Here is a 16,615-nt window from a genome sequence, read left to right as displayed (position 1 = left end):
TGAAGGGTCTTTTCAGCTTCCCTTCGGAACCGGACACTCTGCGCAAGGTCCTCCGAATCGGAAGGCCGAGACCCTGCCCCTTCCGCCTGCCCGCCACGCGCGGGCCCACCCCCTTGGCGAAAGGATTCCTCCGCCCATGTCCAAACGACGCATCGCGACGGTGTCGGCCACGGCCGTCCTCGCCGTCGCAGGCGGACTGCTGACGGCTCCGGCCGTCACCGCCGCCCCGTCCCAGGTCCCCGCCAAAGCCCCTGCCAAACCGCAGCCGGCGGGGCGTTCGGCGTTCACGCCGAGCGATTTCACGGTGAACCCCTCCCCCACCACCCGCAAGCGGGTCGTCGCCGACGCCCGCAAGGCCCTCGCGGCGCACAAGAGCGCCGGGCACGTGAAGTCGGGTGACGCCTTCACGCCGCGCACGGTCGTGGTCGACAAGAACGGCGCGGCCGACGTGCGGTTCGACCGGACGTTCCACGGTCTGCCGGTCTACGGCGGCGACCTGATCGTGCACCTCAAGCCCGGCGGCGCGTACCGCGCGCTGAACACGGCCACCCCCGCCGCGGCCGTGTCCACGACGCCGCACGTCGCCGCCGCCGACGCGGCCCGCGCCTCGCGCGGGCAGCTGGCCGGCACGGTGTCCTCGGTCGGCAGGCCGCACCTGGCCGTGTGGGCCACCGGCCGGTCCTCCCAGCTCGTCTGGGAGACCGTCGTACGCGGCGTGCGCGCCGACCGTACGCCGAGCGTCCTGCACGTCCTGGTGGACGCGACCAAGGGCAAGGTCGTGACCAGGCGGGACGAGATCGACACCCTCCTGTCGCCGGCCCAGCAGGCCGCCGCCGAAGCGCGGGTCAAGGCGGCGCCGAACGGGGGCGTCGGCCCGCTCACCGCGGGCACCGGGAACGCGATCTACAGCGGCACGGTGCCGATCGACCTCACGCAGTCGGGCAGCACGTGGTCGATGAAGGACCCCTCGCACGGCAACGGGTACACCACGAACCTGAACCACGCGACGAGCGGTACCGGGACGACGTTCAGCAACTCGACCGGGACGTTCGGCAACGGCACCAACAGCGACCCGGCGTCGGCGGGCGTGGACGCGCACTACGGCGCGGCCGAGACGTTCGACTACTACAAGAACGTCCAGGGCCGTAACGGCATCTTCGGCAACGGCGCGGGCGTGCCGTCCCGTACGCACTACGGCAACGCCTACGTCAACGCGTTCTGGGACGGCTCCCAGATGACGTACGGCGACGGCTCCGGCAACGCCCGTCCCCTCGTCGAGCTCGACGTCGCCGGCCACGAGATGAGCCACGGTGTCAGCGGCGCGCTCACCGGCTGGGACGAGACCGGCGAGACCGGCGGCATGAACGAGGGCACCAGCGACATCTTCGGCACCATGGTGGAGTTCTACGCGAACAACGCCAAGGACACGCCCGACTACACGATGGGCGAGCTGATCAACATCAACGGCGACGGCAAGCCGCTGCGCTACATGTACAACCCCTCGCTCGACGGCAACTCGCCGAACTGCTACACGAGCAGCAACGGCTCGCTGGACCCGCACTACTCCCTCGGCCCACTGACCCACTGGTTCTTCCTGCTGGCCGTCGGCAGCGGTGACCACGGCTACGGCAACAGCCCGACCTGCAACAGCTCCACGGTCACCGGCATCGGCAACGACAAGGCCGGCAAGATCTGGTACAAGGCGCTCGCGTCGTACGCCAACAGCAGCGAGAACTACGCTCAAGCGCGCACCGACTCGCTGAAGGCCGCCGCCGACCTGTACGGCACGCACTGCACCGAGTACAACACCGTGAACGCCGCCTGGGCGGCGGTCAGCGTCACCGGTTCCGACCCGGTCCCCGGCACCTGCCCCGGCCAGCCCGGCGCGCCGTCGGTGACCAACCCCGGCAACCAGACGAGCACGGTCGGCACCGCGGCCAGCGTGCAGATCCAGGCCAGCGACCCGAACGGGCAGACGCTGACCTACAGCGCGACGGGCCTGCCCGCCGGGCTGTCGATCAACGCCTCGACCGGCCTGATCTCCGGCACGCCCACGACGGCCGGCACGTCCTCGGTCACCGTGACCGCGAAGAACACCTCCAACCTGACCGGCAGCACGACGTTCACCTGGACGGTGAACCCGGTCGGCGGCGGGTGCTCCTCGCCGGGCAACAAGGTGAGCAACGGCGGGTTCGAGAGCGGCACCTCACCGTGGACGACGACCTCCGGCGTCGTCTCGGCCAACGGCAGCGGTGAGACCTCGCACTCGGGCAGCTACTTCGCCTGGCTCGACGGGTACGGCACCACTCACACCGACAGCGCCACCCAGTCGGTGACGATCCCGGCCGGCTGCAAGGCCTCGCTCAGCTTCTACCTGCACATCGACACGAGCGAGACCGGCAGCACGGTCTACGACAAGCTGACGGTCAAGGTCGGCAGCGCCACGCTGGCCACCTACAGCAACGTCAACGCCGCCTCCGGATACACGCAGAAGACCTTCGACGTGTCGTCCTACGCCGGCCAGACCGTGACGCTATCGTTCAGCGGCACCGAGGACTCGGGTCTGCAGACGAGCTTCGTGCTCGACGACGTCGCCATCAACGCATCCTGACCGTGATCCATCGGGGCCCCGCGCGTCTCCCGCGCGGGCCCCTCTTCGTCACCAGGAGTTCCTCTTGAAGAAGGCTTTGCTCGCGCTGGTCGCCTCGGCGGCGACCGCGCTGACCCCGGTGGGCGCGGCCCACGCCGCCACCCCGCACCCGGCCACCGCCGCCCTCGCGGACCCCGTACGGACGCCGGCGACGCCGTCGTACACGGTGAACCTGACCAGCAACTCCAGCGGTTCCACGTGGACCGGGCACGAGAGCGTGAGCTTCACCAACGCCTCGGCCACCCCGCTCACCGAGGTGTACCTGCGGCTGTGGGACAACTACCACGGCAGTTGCCCGTCGACGCCCATCACGGTCTCGAACGTGACGGGCGGCACCGCCGGCTCCCTGGAGGTCGGCTGCACCGCGCTGAAGGTCACGCTGCCGAGCCCGCTGAACCAGGGCCAGACCGGCTCGATCGGGTTCGACCTGAGCATCGTCGTCCCGGCCGGCGTCGACCGGTTCGGCCGCGACGGGTCGTACAACTTCCTCGGCAACGCCCTGCCGGTCCTGGCCATCCGGGACGGCTCGGGCTGGCACCTGGACCCGTACACCAACAACGGCGAGTCGTTCTACACCCTCGCCAGTGACTTCAACGTCACGCTCGACCACCCGAGCTCGATCAGCGTGCCGGCGACCGGGACGTCGGTGGACACGCCCGGCTCCTCCGGCCGGACCGTCACGACGGCGACCGCGAAGCAGGTCCGTGACTTCGCGTGGGGGGCCGGGCCGTTCGGCCTCGTCTCCGGCACGTCGCCCGGCGGCGTGAAGATCAACGTCTACCGGGTGAGCTCGATCAGCTCGAGCTCGGCGAACTCGATGCTGAGCGTGGCGGAGTCGGCGATCGACGCGCACAGCGGGCGGTTCGGCGCCTACCCGTACGGCGAGGTCGACGTCGTCCTGGACAACGGGTACTGGTTCGGCGGCATGGAGTACCCCGGCTTCGTCCTCGACCTGGTCAGCTCGACCGCGCTCGCGCACGAGCTGGCGCACCAGTGGTGGTACGGCATCGTCGGCGACGACGAGTACAACAGCCCGTGGCTGGACGAGGCGTTCGCCGACTACTCCACGGACCTGTACCAGGGCCTCAGCGGGACGGGCTGCTGGAACAACGTCTCCTGGGCGTCGTCCGCCGAGAAGATCACCAACTCGATGGCGTACTGGGACGCGCACTCGAGCCGGTACAGCACGGTCGTGTACTCCTACGGCAAGTGCGCGCTCCACGACCTGCGCCGGCTCATCGGCACGACGGCGATGACCAACCTGCTGCGCACCTACGCGCAGTCCCACTGGTACGGCGTGTCGACGACGGCGGAGTTCAAGGCGGCGGCCCAGGCCGCGACCTCGACCGACCTGACGTCCTTCTGGACGCAGCACCGCATCGACGGCTGATCAGTCACCGGAACGAGGGCGGGCGGCCTGGCGCAGGCCGTCCGCCTTCTTCGTGTTCCCGTTCTCCTCGGCGGAGTCGGGCAGCGGGATGATGGTCTGGCGTCCGGGGACCGCCAGCACGAGCCCGACGACGAGCAGGACCAGGCCGAGGGCCGCGCCCCCGATCGGGACGACCGTCCGGACCGCCATGATCTTCACCGCCTGGTCCTTGTTGACCTTGGCGAGGGATCTCTGGCTCGCGTCGGTCATCTTCAGGTCCAGGTCGGCGGCGACGAGCCGGTCCACGCCGTCCTTGGTGCGCAGCGTGGTCCGGACCTTCTGCTCCTGGTTCACCTGGCCGCCGGTGCGCGGGTCCACCCAGAGCGTGACGGTCGCGTCGTAGACGCGGTCGACGGCGACGTTCCCGGTCTTCTTGTCATAGCCCGGGAGCTTCTTGGGGTTCTTCACCTTCAGCAGCGAGGCCGGCAGGCCGCCCTTGACGGACTCGGTGGTGGTCGGGGGGACCCGCTGGACGAAGCGGTACACGGTGATGCCCTGGATCCGCTCCTCCCCGGCGAAGGCCGCGGGCCAGGTCCGCTTCGTCGAGAGGTCGAAGTACGGGTAGGAGCGCTTGTGCACGCCGATGGGCCAGAACGTCCCGATCCCGGACTGCCTGACACCGGTGTCGCTGCCGACCGACGCGCCCTTGATGTTGTAGAGCGTCCCGGTCCGGCGGTCGAAGGCGGCGCGCTGCTGCTGGATCTCGATGCTCTTCTTCGTCGCCGGGTCCTCGATGGAGGTGAAGGAGTCCCAGACGGCGATCTTCGTGGTGGCCGCCCGGGCGTCGCCGCGGACGGTGTTCACCGCCCGCAGGCGCACGCCCTTGCGCATCTTCAGGGTGGCGGTGTCGAGGTAGGAGGCGTCGGTCGCCTCCAGGGTGGACTGCTGGAAGAAGTTCGCCGGGGCGGCGATCACCTGGTCCGCGACGTAGAACCGCACCAGCGCGGCGAGTGCGAGGAAGAAGGCCGCGACCCCGACCAGGACCAATCCGACATTGCGCCGCACACTTGACCTCCCACTCGACGTGCACCGCATCGTAGAGGACAAAAAGGGCGATGCACCCTTGGCTGAACAGCCGTGATGAGTACGTTACCGAGGCGTAGGATTGCCGTCTCGCCGTCCCGGAGGTTCCCCCCTTGCCGCCCGTCTCCCACCGCGCGACGCTCACCCGCTCGGTACGCCTGCTGCGGGCGTTCCGCGAGGAGCAGTCCGACCCGGAGGGGTTCTACCGGCTGCTGGCCGCCGACACCGTCGCCCAGCTCGGCCGGTACACCTCCCTGGACGGCGCGTCCGTGGCGGACGTCGGGAGCGGCCCCGGGTTCTTCACCGCCGCGCTGCGCGAGGCGGGCGCCCGGTGCGTCGGCGTCGAGTGCGACGCCGGGGAGCTGACCCTCCACGGCCCGCCGCCGCCCGGCACCGTGCTCGGCACCGCGCTGAGCCTGCCCCTCGCCGACGGCTCCGTCGACGTGTGCTTCTCCTCGAACGTGCTCGAGCACGTGCCCGACCCGTGGCGGATGGGCGCGGAGATGATCCGGGTCGTACGGCCCGGCGGGGTCGTCTTCCTCGCCTTCACCAACTGGCTCTCCCCCTGGGGCGGCCACGAGACCTCGCCCTGGCACTACCTCGGCGGGCACCGGGCCGCCCGGCGGTACGAGCGGGAGCACGGCCGGCCGCCCAAGAACCGGTACGGCCACAGCCTCCATCCCGTTTCGGTCGGCGCCGCCCTCGCCTGGGCGCGCGGCCGCGACGACGTCACGATCCAGGCGGCGGCCCCGCGTTACCTTCCCGGGTGGGCCGCCCCGGTGGTCCGCGTCCCCGGCGTCCGGGAGTTCCTCACCTGGAACCTCCTTCTGGTGCTGCGCAAGACGCCATGACCACGACGCGCGCCGAGGAGCGGACGCCGGACCCGCCGGCCGAGCCGCCCAGGATCTCCGGCCACCAGGACGCCCTGGACGGCGTCCGGGCCGTCGCCGCGCTCGGGGTGCTCCTCTTCCACGTCGCCGCCGACACCGGCCACACCTTCCGGAGCGACCTGACGGCCTGGCTGCTGTCCGGGGCCGGGATCTGCGTCCCGGTCTTCTTCACCCTGTCCGGCCTGTTCCTGTACCGCCCGTGGGTCGCGGCGCTGCTGCTCGCCGGCCACGACCGGCCCCGTACGGTCCGCTACCTGTGGCGGCGCGCCGTCCGGATCCTGCCCGCGTACTGGCTCGTCGTCGCCTTCGTGATGGGCACCATCCTGACGGCCCACGCGGGCGACCCGTGGACCTGGCTGAAGCTGCTGACCCTCACCTACACGTACGACCCGCACCCGTGGTGGCACACCTACCTCGGCCCGTCCGGCCTCGGCCAGATGTGGAGCCTCACGGTCGAGGCCGCCTGGTACGCGCTGCTGCCCGTCACCGCCGCCCTCCTCGGCCGGTACGCCCGGCGCGGCGGCGCGGACACCGGCGTACGAGCCCGGCGCCTGCTCCGCGCCATCGCGGGATACGCGGCGGTCTCGTTCGTCTTCACGGTCTTCATGTTCACGCCGCGCATGTCCATCCAGCTCGGCGTGTTCGTGCCCCGCTACTTCGCCTGGTTCGCGATCGGCATGGCGCTGTCCGTGGTGACCGTCTGGGCCCGTACGGGCGCCGCGGCGCCGGTCCGGTTCTGCCGCACGATCGCGCACTCGTGGGGCACCTGCTGGGCCATCGCCGGGGTCCTCTACTGCGTCGCCGCCTCCCCGCTCACCGGCCCCACCGACCTGGTCACCCTCGACACGACCTGGACGGCGGAGCTGCGAATCCTGCTGTACGGCCTGGTCGCGGCCTTCTTCGTCGCTCCGGTCGCCCTGGCCGGGCCGGGCGACTCCGGTGTCGGCCGGATCCTCGGCAACCGCGTCGTGAGCTTCCTGGGCCGCGTCTCGTACGGCGTCTTCCTCTGGCAGCTCGCGGTCTCCGTCACCTGGTTCCGCGTCACCGGTCACGCCGCCTTCACCGGCGGCTTCCTGACCGCGTTCCCCGTCATCACCGCCCTGACCGTGGCGGTCGCGACCCTCGGCTTCTACGCGGTCGAGAAACCCGCCCTCCGCCTCACCCGCCGCTGAGCGACCCGCGACCGCCGGGAAAGGGCGCGGCTTGGCGCAGCGCCCTCCCCGGCCGGTGATCAGGCGGATTCGGTGGGGAGACCCGCCGCCACCCAGTCCTCGATGCCCTCGCGGTACTTGCGAACGTTGGTGTAGCCGAGGGCCGTGAGCCGGTCGGCGACCTGTCCGCTGTTGGGGCACGCCGGGTTGGAGCAGTAGGTGACGATCGCGGCGGCGCGGTCGGGAAGCAGAGCGGGCGCCTGGGCGTCGACCTGGTCGCGGGTCAGCGCGAGGGCGCCGGGCAGGTGCTGCTTCGCGTAGTACTCGCCGCCCAGCGCGTCGACGACGGTCACGGTGCCCGCGTCGATCGCGGCCTTCAGTTCGTCGCGGGTGATGAGTGCGGTCATGTCAGTACCTCCAAGAGTGGACTATAGTCCGGTTGTGGTCGATGACAGTACCGGACCGAAGTCCGCTTCTGCAATGCCGTTGGAGCTGCTGCGCACGCCGCCTCGCAAGGAGCGGGCCGACGCGGCGCGTAACCGGGCCGCGGTGCTGGAGGCCGCCGCCCGGCTGTTCGCCGAGCGGGGCGTCGACGCGGTCTCCATGGATCAGGTGGCGGCGGCCGCCGGCGTCGGCAAGGGCACCCTGTTCCGCCGGTTCGGCGACAAGTCCGGGCTGGCCGCCGCCCTGCTGGACGCCCGGGAACGTGTGTTGCAGGAGGCGATCCTGAACGGACCGCCGCCCCTCGGCCCCGGGGCGGCGGCCGACGAGCGGCTCGCGGCGTTCGTCAACGCCTACTTCGACTACCTGCTGGAGTACCGGGACCTGCTCCGGATGTCCGAGACGGCGACACCAGGTGCCCGCTACCGGATCGGCGCCTACCGATTCTGGCACCGCCACACGGCGATCCTGCTCGGCGCCGTACCCGACCCGGAGCACACCGCGCACGCCCTGCTCGCCGCCCTGTCGGCCGTGCACGTGTCCGCGCTCCTGCCGGAGCTGGGCGAGGAGCGGATACGGGCCGATCTCCTCCGCCTCGCCCGCTCGGCGACGCGACTGTCATGAGGCGGCCTGTCGCCGTCCGCGCGTCGAGCCGAGCACGTCCGCGACGGCCGCCAGCAGCGCCACGCCGACCAGGACGGCCGAGATGAACAGGCCGCGTCGGACGGCGAGGGAGGAGTCACCGTGGGAGGCGGCGAGCGTACCGAGGAACGCCGATCCGACGACGGCGAGCCCGAACGCCGATCCGATCCGTTGCGCGGTCTGCAGGACCGCCGCCGCGGTGCCGCCCTGGGTCGGAGGGACGCGCTGAAGGGCGAGTGTCAGGTTCGGTCCGATCACCAGCCCGCTGCCCAGGCCGGCGACCAGCAGGGGTCCGCAGAGCACGAGCCACATCGGAGCCCGGTGGTGGTGACGGACCAGGAGACCCATGCCGACCAGCGCCAGCGCCACGGTGAAGGTGCCCACGACGACCAGCGGACGACCGAAGCGGTGCGTCGCGCGGCCGCCGAACGCCGCGCTGATCGATGAGCCGATCGAGAACGGCGCCCCGGCCGCGCCCGCCGCGAGCGCGGAGTACCCCAGGCCCCGCTGGAAGTACAGCGACAGCACGAAGACGAGCCCGGTGTACCCGGCGAAGTAGACCACTCCGATGAGAGTGCCGATCGCGTAAGGCCGATGGCGCAGCAGGTGAAGGTCGACCAGCGCCGAGCCCTTCCTGCGGCGATGATGCCGCTCCCAGCCGACGAAGCACGCCAGCAGCACGGGACCGAGTCCGAGCAGGGACCACCGCACGTGCCCCCGCCCGTCCTCGGCCCGGATCAGCGGCAGGATGATCGCGGCGACTCCGGCCCCGAGCAGTACGACACCGGCCAGGTCGAGCCGGGCCGCCTGGCGCTGCCCGCCGTCCTGCGGGAGCAACCGGAACGCGAGCGCGAACGTCACCACGCCGATCGGCAGGTTCACGAAGAAGACCCAGCGCCACCCGTCCGCCGAGCCGGCGGCGCGGAGCAGCAGGCCGCCGACCAGCGGGCCGACCGCGGTGGCCGCCGCGACCATCGCACCGTAGAACCCGGCGGCCCTCCCGCGTTCGCGCCCCTGGAACAACTGCTGCATCAGCCCGACGACCTGAGGTGTCAGCATCCCGCCCGCGACGCCTTGGCCCAGCCGGGCGCACACGAGCCAGGTTCCGGAGACGGACACCCCGCACACCATGCTGAGGACGGTGAAGGCGGCCAGCCCGGCCAGGAACATGCGACGACGGCCGAGGCCGTCGCCGAGCCTGCCCGACGGCACCAGGGCCAGCCCGAACGCCAGCGTGTAGCCGGCCACCACCCAGGACAGCTGCGCCGACGACGTCCGCAGACCGGCCTGTACGGACGGCAACGCGACGTTCACCACGCTGACGTCGAGCAGCGTCATGAACCCGGCCAGCAGGCAGACCGCGAACGCCCGCCAGCGGTCCGGGTCGGCTCCCGGTACGGGCTTCGATCGAGGCATCGGCTCTCCTCCAGGCATCTCATCGACTCATGTGCGGTCCCAGTGCAGCGGCACGGGAGAGCAGCCATCAACGAGCAAGAACGCCGTGGAACAATCACCGATGGGAATCGGTGGAGGGCATGCGATGGAGATTCGCCAGCTTCGTTACTTCGTCGCCGTGGCGGAGATCGGCCACTTCGGCCGGGCGGCGGAGTCGCTGCACATCGTTCAGCCGGCCGTGAGCAAGCAGATCGCCGCACTCGAACGCGAACTGGGGCTCATGCTGTTCGACCGATCGCGCCGCCAGATCAGGCTCACCGCCGACGGCGAGGCGTTCCTCCCGCACGCCCGTCGTGCCCTCCGTGGCATCGACCGCGCCGAGAAGGCGGCCGCCGAACTCGCCGCCGGTGGAGCGGGCATCCTGCGCGTCGGCAGCGCCCGGGGACTGGGCAGGCGCCTGGAGGACATCCTCGCCGCCTTCCGGGGGACGCATCCGAACGTCACCGTCGAACTGACGAACAGGTCGTCCGTTCCCGGCAAGCTGGCCGCGGTCGCCGCCGGGGACCTGGACGCGGCGTTCGTCTCCGCCCCGCCGCGCACGCCGGGTGTCGCCGTCCACCACCTGTGGGATGAGCCGTTGCTGGTCGCCGTCCCCACGCGGCGGTCGGCCACCGCCGCCGACTTGGCCACGCTGGCCGACCTGCCGTTCGCTCGCGGGCCGCGCGAGGAGGACCCCGGAACCTTCGACCTGATCACCCGAGCCTGCCAGGCGGCCGGTTTCACGCCTCGGCCCGGCCCCACCCTCATCAACGCCCAGGACATCCTCGCCGGGCCCGTCGCGGCCGGGGACTGCTGGGCGCTGCTCCCCTCCGGCGCGCTCCGAGCGGACTCGGCGGCGGTGTCGTTCGTCGCACCGACCCCGCCGATCCTCGGGTCCACCGCACTCGCGGTCCCCCACCCCACCCGGCGCACGCTGGTGACCGCCCTGCTCACCGCCGCGAAGGCCGCCGTCCGCGGCCCGCTCTAGGCGCTCGAAGGACAGGAGCGGGTGGCCGGGCGCACCGCCCGGCCACCCGTTTCGTACGGCGGCGGCCTGGATCGGCCCGGCCATGACCGTCGGCCCGTGAAGACGAACTCCGGGTCCGGGCAATGACCGGTGACCTCGCAACCCCACGGAAGGCACCAGATGCATGGCCGTTGCACCCTCATCCGCGCCCGGAACCGCGCGAATGCCTGCTGAGCCCACCGACGCGGAAGTGATCGAGAGATCCCGGGACGAGCCCGACCGGTTCTCTGTGATCTTCGATCGGTACTACGCGCGGATCCACCGATACGTGTCCTCTCGGCTCGGCCCGAGCGCCGCCGACGACGTCGCCGCGGACACCTTCCTTGCCGCCTTCGACCAGCGCCGGCGATACGACCTGACACGACCGGAGGCGAGCGCCTGGCTCTTCGGCATCGCCACCAACCTCATCGGCCGTCATCGGCGATCCGAAGTACGCCGGTACCGGGCGATGGCGCGGATGGACGCCCATGACGACGGCGACTCCCACGACGACAGGGTCGCCGACCGGGTCAGCGCCGAACGCATGCAGCCACGGCTGGCCGCCGCGCTGGCCGCCCTGTCCAAGGGCGACCGGGACGTGCTCCTCCTCGTCGCCTGCGGGCAGCTCGCGTACGACGAGGTGGCCCGCGCCCTCGGCATTCCGGCCGGAACCGTCGGCTCGCGGCTCAACCGCGCCAAGAAACGACTCCGCACGATCCTCGGTAAGGAGATGTACGTCAATGGATGAGATGTCGATGCTGCGCGACCACCACGATGCCCAGCCGGCGCCCTCGCCCGCCGCGGTCCGCGTGGCCCGGGAACGGCTCGCGGCGCGTGCGCGCTCCCGCCGTCCGCTGGTGCCCCGTCTCGGCCGGCTCTCCCTGGGAGTCGGTGCCCTCGGCCTGGCGGCGTGCACCGGCCTCGTCGTCGTTCAGGCGATCGATGACGGGGATCAGGGACGCACGCTGAACGCCGCGCCGGCCGCGGTGCAGGTCCTGGATCGGGCCGCCACGGCCGCCCGCGGGCAGCGTGATCCGCATCCCCGCGCCGATCAGTACGTCTTCGCGGAGTCAGTGGATGGCGGCTACGCGTCCGGCCCCGGGTATTCGCCCAGGTGGCAGGGCATGCGACGTAAGGTCTGGCTTCCCGTGGACGGTAAGCGGAACGGACTCCTGCAGGAGCGTGAGACCGCCGGCGACGGACCCGCCAAGGGCGGATGGAACACCACGGTGCTGAAGCAGCCGGGCGGCGGGCCTCTGGGCGACCCGAACGACTACGCCTCGCTCGACCGGCTCTCCCGCGATCCCGACAAGCTGCTCGCGCAACTCCACCAGAGGTATCCAGCGCGGCACAGCTCCGATCCGGCTCGTGACCGGAGCGCCGACGAGCAGGTCTTCAACGGAATCACGGGAATGGTGGCGGAGAGCTACCTGCCGCCTTCACTGCGAGCGGCGCTGTTCCAGGCGACCAAGAAGATCAAGGGCATCACTCTGGTCGGCGACTCGACCGACGCGGCGGGGCGGCACGGCGTCGCCGTGGCCCTCAGCTTCCGGGAGGGCATCCGTGAGGAGATCATCTTCGACCGGACGACGTACGCTCCCCTCGGCTCCCGCACCGTGCTCGCCGACGCGGCCGCGTACAACCGCCTCTTCGCCGACATGAAGGGCGTCCCGCAAGGCCGAACGCTGTCTACGGCCGCCATGCTGAGCACCAGGATCGTCGACCGCCCCGGTCGCCTCTCCTGACGACGAGCCGCCCGGCAGGCGGTGGTGGTCCCGCCGCGTGCCGGGCAGGTGTTTCGCGGCTGATACGGACCGGCCCCCTGCCGTCCCGTCGGCCGGAGGGGGGTCAGTCGCGGCAGAGGCGGACGGCTCTCGGGTGGGACAGGCGGGCGTCGGCCGTGAAGCCGGGGAGGGCGTCCGGCTGGAGGACGGCACGGCCGCGGGTGACGATCGCGCAGGTCACGCCGTAGCGATCCGCGATGGCCAGCCGGTCCAGGGGCGCGGTCCCCGTGGCGAAGAAGGCGGTGGTGTCGCGGGCGCGGACGTCCTCATCGACGAAGGGGTACGGCCACCCCGGGGCGACCGTGTCGGCGCCGCGGGCGTTCACCAGGCGGGCGACGGTGAGGTCGTCGGCGATGACCACCTCGCCGGGGCGGATGCCCTTGAGCACACGGTCGTACGAGGGGGGCGGCGGCGGTGCTCCCCAGGCGCGGAGCGTGGCCGGGGTGACGTTCCCCCAGTAGGCGCGGATCAGGCCGCCCGACTCTCCGTACAGGCCGACGCAGCAGGCGACGAGGGTGATCGCCGCGTAGACCGTCCAGCCCTTGGCGCGCTCGGCGAGGTACGACGCGAGCGCCAGGTGGAGGGGGAACATGGCGACCGGGATCACCCGCGCCAGTCCGTACGAGCCGACGGCCGCGCCGACGGCGACGACCGCGACGGCCAGAACGAAGAGGATCTGCAACTCCCGGCCGAGCGGGCGGCGGCCCCCGGTGACGAGCGCGGGCAGGCCGACGAGGGCCAGGCCGTACGTGGCGAGGCCGCCGTCCTTGACCACGTCCGTGAGCAGCACCTTGTGGATGGCGTCGAAGCTGCCCGCCGCCCCGAAGAGGGTGGAGACGTCCGACCACGGCCACACCATCACGAGGACGAACGCCACCACGGCGCCGATGGCCAGGTGGAGGGGCCGGGCGCGAACCGTCGCCCGCGGATCGGCCAGCACGAACGCGACCAGGCCGATCACCATGTTCACGGCGGTGAACGGGTGGATGAGGACGACCAGCGTGCCGAGCAGCGCGACGGTGGCGACCGTGCCCACGCCTTCCGGCCGTGCTCGGTGGCGCAGGTAGGCGTCCCAGACCAGCAGCATGAGCGCCGTCCCGATCAGGCTCGGGTAGCTCATGGTGAAGGAGACGGAGTACAGCCCGAGGAAGCCGCTCCAGGCGACCGGGTCGATACCCCACAGGAGGAGGGCGAAGACCAAAGCCAGCGTCGCCACGAGCGGGCCGCGCCCGAGGTTGCGGCAGAAGCGGCGCAGGGCGAAGATCAGCAGCCCGACGTTGGCGAGCCCGGCGGCTTCGAGCACCGTACGGGCGGGCGCCCCCGTCGTCGCCTTGATCAGGCCCAGCAGGACGGTGTACGGGGAGTAGTAGGGGCTGCCGGAGGACGCGCCGACCATGGGATCGGACGGGCTCCACAGGTCGCGCGCCAGGGTGTTCACCGTCGCGAGGTGCAGCAGGAAGTCACTGACCCAGGTGTGCTGGAGCGTGACCAGGAGCGCCCAGAGCCCGACCGGTACGGCGACGATGAGGTACGGGTCGCGCCACCACCGGGCGCGGGCCGGCGGTCGGCCATCAGGGGAATCGGCCGGCTCCCGGCTCACCTGGTCGGATCCGGCGATAGGGGGACCGTGATACATGGGCGTCTTCTCGTGCGGGGGGAGGGAGGTTCTCTGCGACGGCTCGCGGGGTGCGGGCCACCGTGAGTTCCGATGGCCGGGGTCGCCGGACGACCGTCAGTGGCGGCGGCCGGTGAGGCTTCCCACGCGGTAGGCGACACCCCATCCGGTGACGCGGCGGAAGGCCTCGACGATGATGTCGCGGCTCATCTTGGAGTTGCCGCGCTCCCGCTCGACGAAGGTGATCGGCACCTCTGCCACCTGAAGGCCGCACCGGACCGTCCGCAGCGTCAGGTCGACCTGGAAGCAGTAGCCCTGGGAGGTGACGTCGTCAATACCGATCTTGCGCAGCGTGGTGGCACGGTAGGCGCGGAACCCGCCGGTCGAGTCGCGCACGGGGATGCCCAGCATCAGCCGCGCGTAGGTGTTCGCTCCTCGCGAGAGGACCTCACGGTTCTTCGGCCAGTTCTGGACCTCCCCGCCCCGTACCCAGCGGGACCCGATGGCCAGGTCGCTGTGCTCGAGGGCGCCGAGCAGTCTCGGCAGTTCCTCGGGCTGGTGGGAGCCGTCGGCGTCCATCTCGACCAGAACCTCGAAGCCGTGCTCCAGCCCCCAGCCGAACCCGGCGACGTACGCCGCGCCCAGTCCCTCCTTGCCCTGGCGGTGCAGCACGTGGACCTGCTCGTCGCGGGCGGCGATCTCGTCGGCGATCTCGCCGGTGCCGTCGGGGCTGGCGTCGTCGGCGATCAGGATGTCGACCGTCGGCACGGCCGCGCGGACCCGGTCGACAATGATCTCCAGGTTCTCCCGCTCGTTGTACGTCGGGATGATCACCAGAACCCGTTGGAGGTCGCCCACACTGTCCACCCTTCACTCCCGCCGACCGCCGTCCTCGACCTGGCGGACCGCCGCGAAGGATCGAGAGGCTCGCAAAGAATACGCGACATGCGGTGCGCAAGTGATGTTTGGGTCATAAGCATTACCCCAGGCGGAACTGGAAGAACTACCCGTCCAGGCGACCGTTTCGTTCATCGCCACTCGAGGTGGCCTGATCCGGATCGAGCTGCTGGATGACCTTGGTGAGCGCCGTTCGCAGGTGGCGACGTTCCTCTTCGGTGAGGGTGGCGGTCGCGTGCTCCTCCAGGCGGCGGCGGGCCTCCTGGATGGGCTGCCGGGCGGCACGGGCGCGGTCGGTCAGGTAGAGGCGGACCAGCCGGCCGTCGTTCGGGTCACGGCGGCGGGTGAGCAGGCCGGCGGCCTCCATGCGCGTGGCGGTGTTCACGATCGTCGGGGTGGTGATGGGCAGGCGCGCCCGTGCCGCCACCTCGCCCGGCGTCAGGCCGTCGGTCTCCCAGAGCGCCTCCAGGATGAGGTTCTGGCCGATCCGCACGCCGTGTCTGTTCATCGCCTCGTCGGAGGCGGCCTGTAGCAGCTTGTGCGTCCGGACCAGCAGCGTCAGGAAGTCGTCCACCTCTCGATCCTAAAGGTCGATTGCATGCTAACGAGTTGCCCGCTACCGTCTCATTAGCAAGCTAACGATCTTCTTGGAGAACCACGCATGATCCTGATCACCGGCGGGCTCGGCTTCATCGGCTCCCACACCACCCGCGCGCTGCTCGACCTCGGCGAGTCCTGCGTGCTCACCCGGCACCGTACGGCCCGGATCCCCGCCTTCCTCGAAGACGAGGTCGGCGGCCGCCTCTTCGTCGAGCCGCTCGACGTCACCGACGCCGACGCGGTCCTGGACCTCGGCAAGCGTCACCCCATCACCGGCATCGTGCACCTCGCCGCGGTGTTCTTCGGCACCCACTCCCCCGTGGACGAGGTGCGGGCCAACACGCTGGGGCTGCTGAACGTGCTGCGAGCGGCCACGGAGTGGGGGGTGCCGCGCGTGAGCCTCGCCAGCACGGTCGGCGTCTACCTCGGCGTGAACGAGACCGTGCTCCGTGAGGACGTTCCCCTTCCGATGACCGCCACGCACCCGATCCCCGCGGCCAAGAAGAGCACCGAACTACTGGCGGGCACGGTGGCCGAACGGGTGGGCTTCGAGGCGGTCAGCCTGCGCATCGGGGCGATCTGGGGCCCGCTCGGCCGCCCCGAGTCACCGTTCTTCCCGGTGCCCCGCCTCGTGCACGCGGCGGTGAAGGGCGAGGCGGCCGACTTCTCCCCGCCGCGCCGGCCCGCGTACGCCGACGACGGCGGCGACTACTGCTACGTCAGGGACTGCGGCCGCGCCATCGCCATGCTGCAGACGGCCGAGCGCCTGAACCACCGCACGTACAACATCGGCTCCGGCCAGGTGACGAAGCACACCGAGATCGTCGAGGCGATCCGCACCGTCATCCCCGACGCGGCGATCGACCTACCCGCCGGTCGCGGTCCCGGCGCTCCCGCCGAAGACCCGTACCTCGACATCACCCGGCTCCGCCAGGACACCGGCTTCACTCCCGCGTACGACCCGAAGCGCGCCGTCCACGACTACATTGCCTGGCTCAACGCCGGCCACGAACGCTAAGGAACGGCCCCCTAGGCGACGAAAGTGAACCGGCG

15 protein-coding genes are annotated in these 16,615 nt (G+C 71.2%); 9 read left to right on the top strand and 6 right to left on the bottom strand.

Annotated elements, in window-relative coordinates; translation table 11 throughout:
- The first annotated feature begins 136 nt into the window (after positions 1–136).
- Together AB0K82_RS10835 and AB0K82_RS10830 are read left to right on the top strand one after the other, a co-directional pair.
- On the top strand, positions 137–2,611 hold the full coding sequence (locus tag AB0K82_RS10835; RefSeq protein ID WP_364395233.1) for a M4 family metallopeptidase: 2,475 nt from the start codon (positions 137–139) through the stop codon (positions 2,609–2,611).
- A gap of 64 nt (positions 2,612–2,675) precedes the next feature.
- The gene (locus tag AB0K82_RS10830) at positions 2,676–4,040 is read left to right on the top strand and encodes a M1 family metallopeptidase (protein ID WP_364395231.1); all 1,365 of its coding nucleotides are present in this window, start codon (positions 2,676–2,678) and stop codon (positions 4,038–4,040) included.
- On the opposite strand, the gene AB0K82_RS10825 is transcribed toward AB0K82_RS10830, so the two are convergent.
- Entirely contained in the window at positions 4,041–5,084 is a 1,044-nt protein-coding gene (locus tag AB0K82_RS10825; RefSeq protein WP_364395229.1) for a DUF3068 domain-containing protein, read from the bottom strand.
- A gap of 131 nt (positions 5,085–5,215) precedes the next feature.
- On the opposite strand from AB0K82_RS10825, the gene AB0K82_RS10820 reads away from it, so the two are divergent.
- Together AB0K82_RS10820 and AB0K82_RS10815 are read left to right on the top strand one after the other, a co-directional pair.
- Positions 5,216–5,953, top strand: a complete 738-nt coding sequence (locus tag AB0K82_RS10820; RefSeq protein ID WP_364395227.1) for a class I SAM-dependent methyltransferase — start codon at positions 5,216–5,218, stop codon at positions 5,951–5,953.
- The gene (locus AB0K82_RS10815; protein WP_364395225.1) at positions 5,950–7,164 is read left to right on the top strand and encodes an acyltransferase; all 1,215 of its coding nucleotides are present in this window, start codon (positions 5,950–5,952) and stop codon (positions 7,162–7,164) included. Before AB0K82_RS10820 ends, AB0K82_RS10815 begins: the two co-directional genes overlap by 4 nt.
- A gap of 59 nt (positions 7,165–7,223) precedes the next feature.
- Here the strand turns inward: AB0K82_RS10815 and AB0K82_RS10810 are convergent, their stop codons facing one another.
- Entirely contained in the window at positions 7,224–7,550 is a 327-nt protein-coding gene (locus AB0K82_RS10810; protein ID WP_364395223.1) for a rhodanese-like domain-containing protein, read from the bottom strand.
- A gap of 34 nt (positions 7,551–7,584) precedes the next feature.
- On the opposite strand from AB0K82_RS10810, the gene AB0K82_RS10805 reads away from it, so the two are divergent.
- Positions 7,585–8,208, top strand: a complete 624-nt coding sequence (locus AB0K82_RS10805) for a helix-turn-helix domain-containing protein (protein WP_364395221.1) — start codon at positions 7,585–7,587, stop codon at positions 8,206–8,208.
- Here AB0K82_RS10805 and AB0K82_RS10800 read toward each other — a convergent pair.
- The gene (locus tag AB0K82_RS10800; RefSeq protein WP_364395219.1) at positions 8,203–9,642 is read right to left on the bottom strand and encodes an MFS transporter; all 1,440 of its coding nucleotides are present in this window, start codon (positions 9,640–9,642) and stop codon (positions 8,203–8,205) included. The two genes, AB0K82_RS10805 and AB0K82_RS10800, sit on opposite strands and share 6 nt — an antisense overlap.
- A 124-nt stretch (positions 9,643–9,766) precedes the next feature.
- Here AB0K82_RS10800 and AB0K82_RS10795 point away from each other — a divergent pair, with 124 nt between their 5' ends.
- The 3 genes from AB0K82_RS10795 to AB0K82_RS10785 all read left to right on the top strand — a co-directional run bounded on the left by AB0K82_RS10795 (position 9,767) and on the right by AB0K82_RS10785 (position 12,411).
- Positions 9,767–10,648 (top strand): LysR family transcriptional regulator, encoded by an 882-nt coding sequence (locus AB0K82_RS10795; protein WP_364395217.1) that lies wholly within the window; start codon positions 9,767–9,769, stop codon positions 10,646–10,648.
- Positions 10,649–10,877: 229 nt separating this feature from the next.
- A complete protein-coding gene (locus AB0K82_RS10790; protein WP_364395215.1) occupies positions 10,878–11,414 on the top strand; it encodes an RNA polymerase sigma factor in 537 nt (178 codons plus the stop codon).
- Positions 11,407–12,411 carry a CU044_5270 family protein gene (locus AB0K82_RS10785; RefSeq protein ID WP_364395213.1) on the top strand — a complete coding sequence of 335 codons (1,005 nt, stop codon included), beginning with the start codon at positions 11,407–11,409 and terminating at the stop codon, positions 12,409–12,411. Before AB0K82_RS10790 ends, AB0K82_RS10785 begins: the two co-directional genes overlap by 8 nt.
- A gap of 103 nt (positions 12,412–12,514) precedes the next feature.
- Here AB0K82_RS10785 and AB0K82_RS10780 read toward each other — a convergent pair whose 3' ends face one another.
- From AB0K82_RS10780 to AB0K82_RS10770, 3 genes are all read right to left on the bottom strand, one after another.
- On the bottom strand, positions 12,515–14,086 hold the full coding sequence (locus AB0K82_RS10780; protein WP_364395211.1) for a hypothetical protein: 1,572 nt from the start codon (positions 14,084–14,086) through the stop codon (positions 12,515–12,517).
- Between the two features lie 96 nt (positions 14,087–14,182).
- Positions 14,183–14,923 carry a polyprenol monophosphomannose synthase gene (locus tag AB0K82_RS10775; RefSeq protein WP_364395209.1) on the bottom strand — a complete coding sequence of 247 codons (741 nt, stop codon included), beginning with the start codon at positions 14,921–14,923 and terminating at the stop codon, positions 14,183–14,185.
- Between the two features lie 145 nt (positions 14,924–15,068).
- Positions 15,069–15,536: a MarR family transcriptional regulator gene (locus tag AB0K82_RS10770; RefSeq protein ID WP_364395207.1), complete on the bottom strand. Its 468-nt coding sequence runs from the start codon at positions 15,534–15,536 to the stop codon at positions 15,069–15,071.
- An 87-nt stretch (positions 15,537–15,623) separates the two neighbouring features.
- Here AB0K82_RS10770 and AB0K82_RS10765 point away from each other — a divergent pair, with 87 nt between their 5' ends.
- Positions 15,624–16,580, top strand: a complete 957-nt coding sequence (locus tag AB0K82_RS10765; protein ID WP_364395205.1) for an NAD(P)-dependent oxidoreductase — start codon at positions 15,624–15,626, stop codon at positions 16,578–16,580.
- Positions 16,581–16,615: the final 35 nt, after the last annotated feature.

The organism is Actinoallomurus sp. NPDC052274, assembly GCF_040679475.1.
GTDB classification, from domain to species: domain Bacteria; phylum Actinomycetota; class Actinomycetes; order Streptosporangiales; family Streptosporangiaceae; genus Actinoallomurus; species Actinoallomurus liliacearum.
This window is presented reverse-complemented; position numbering and strand designations above follow the sequence as displayed.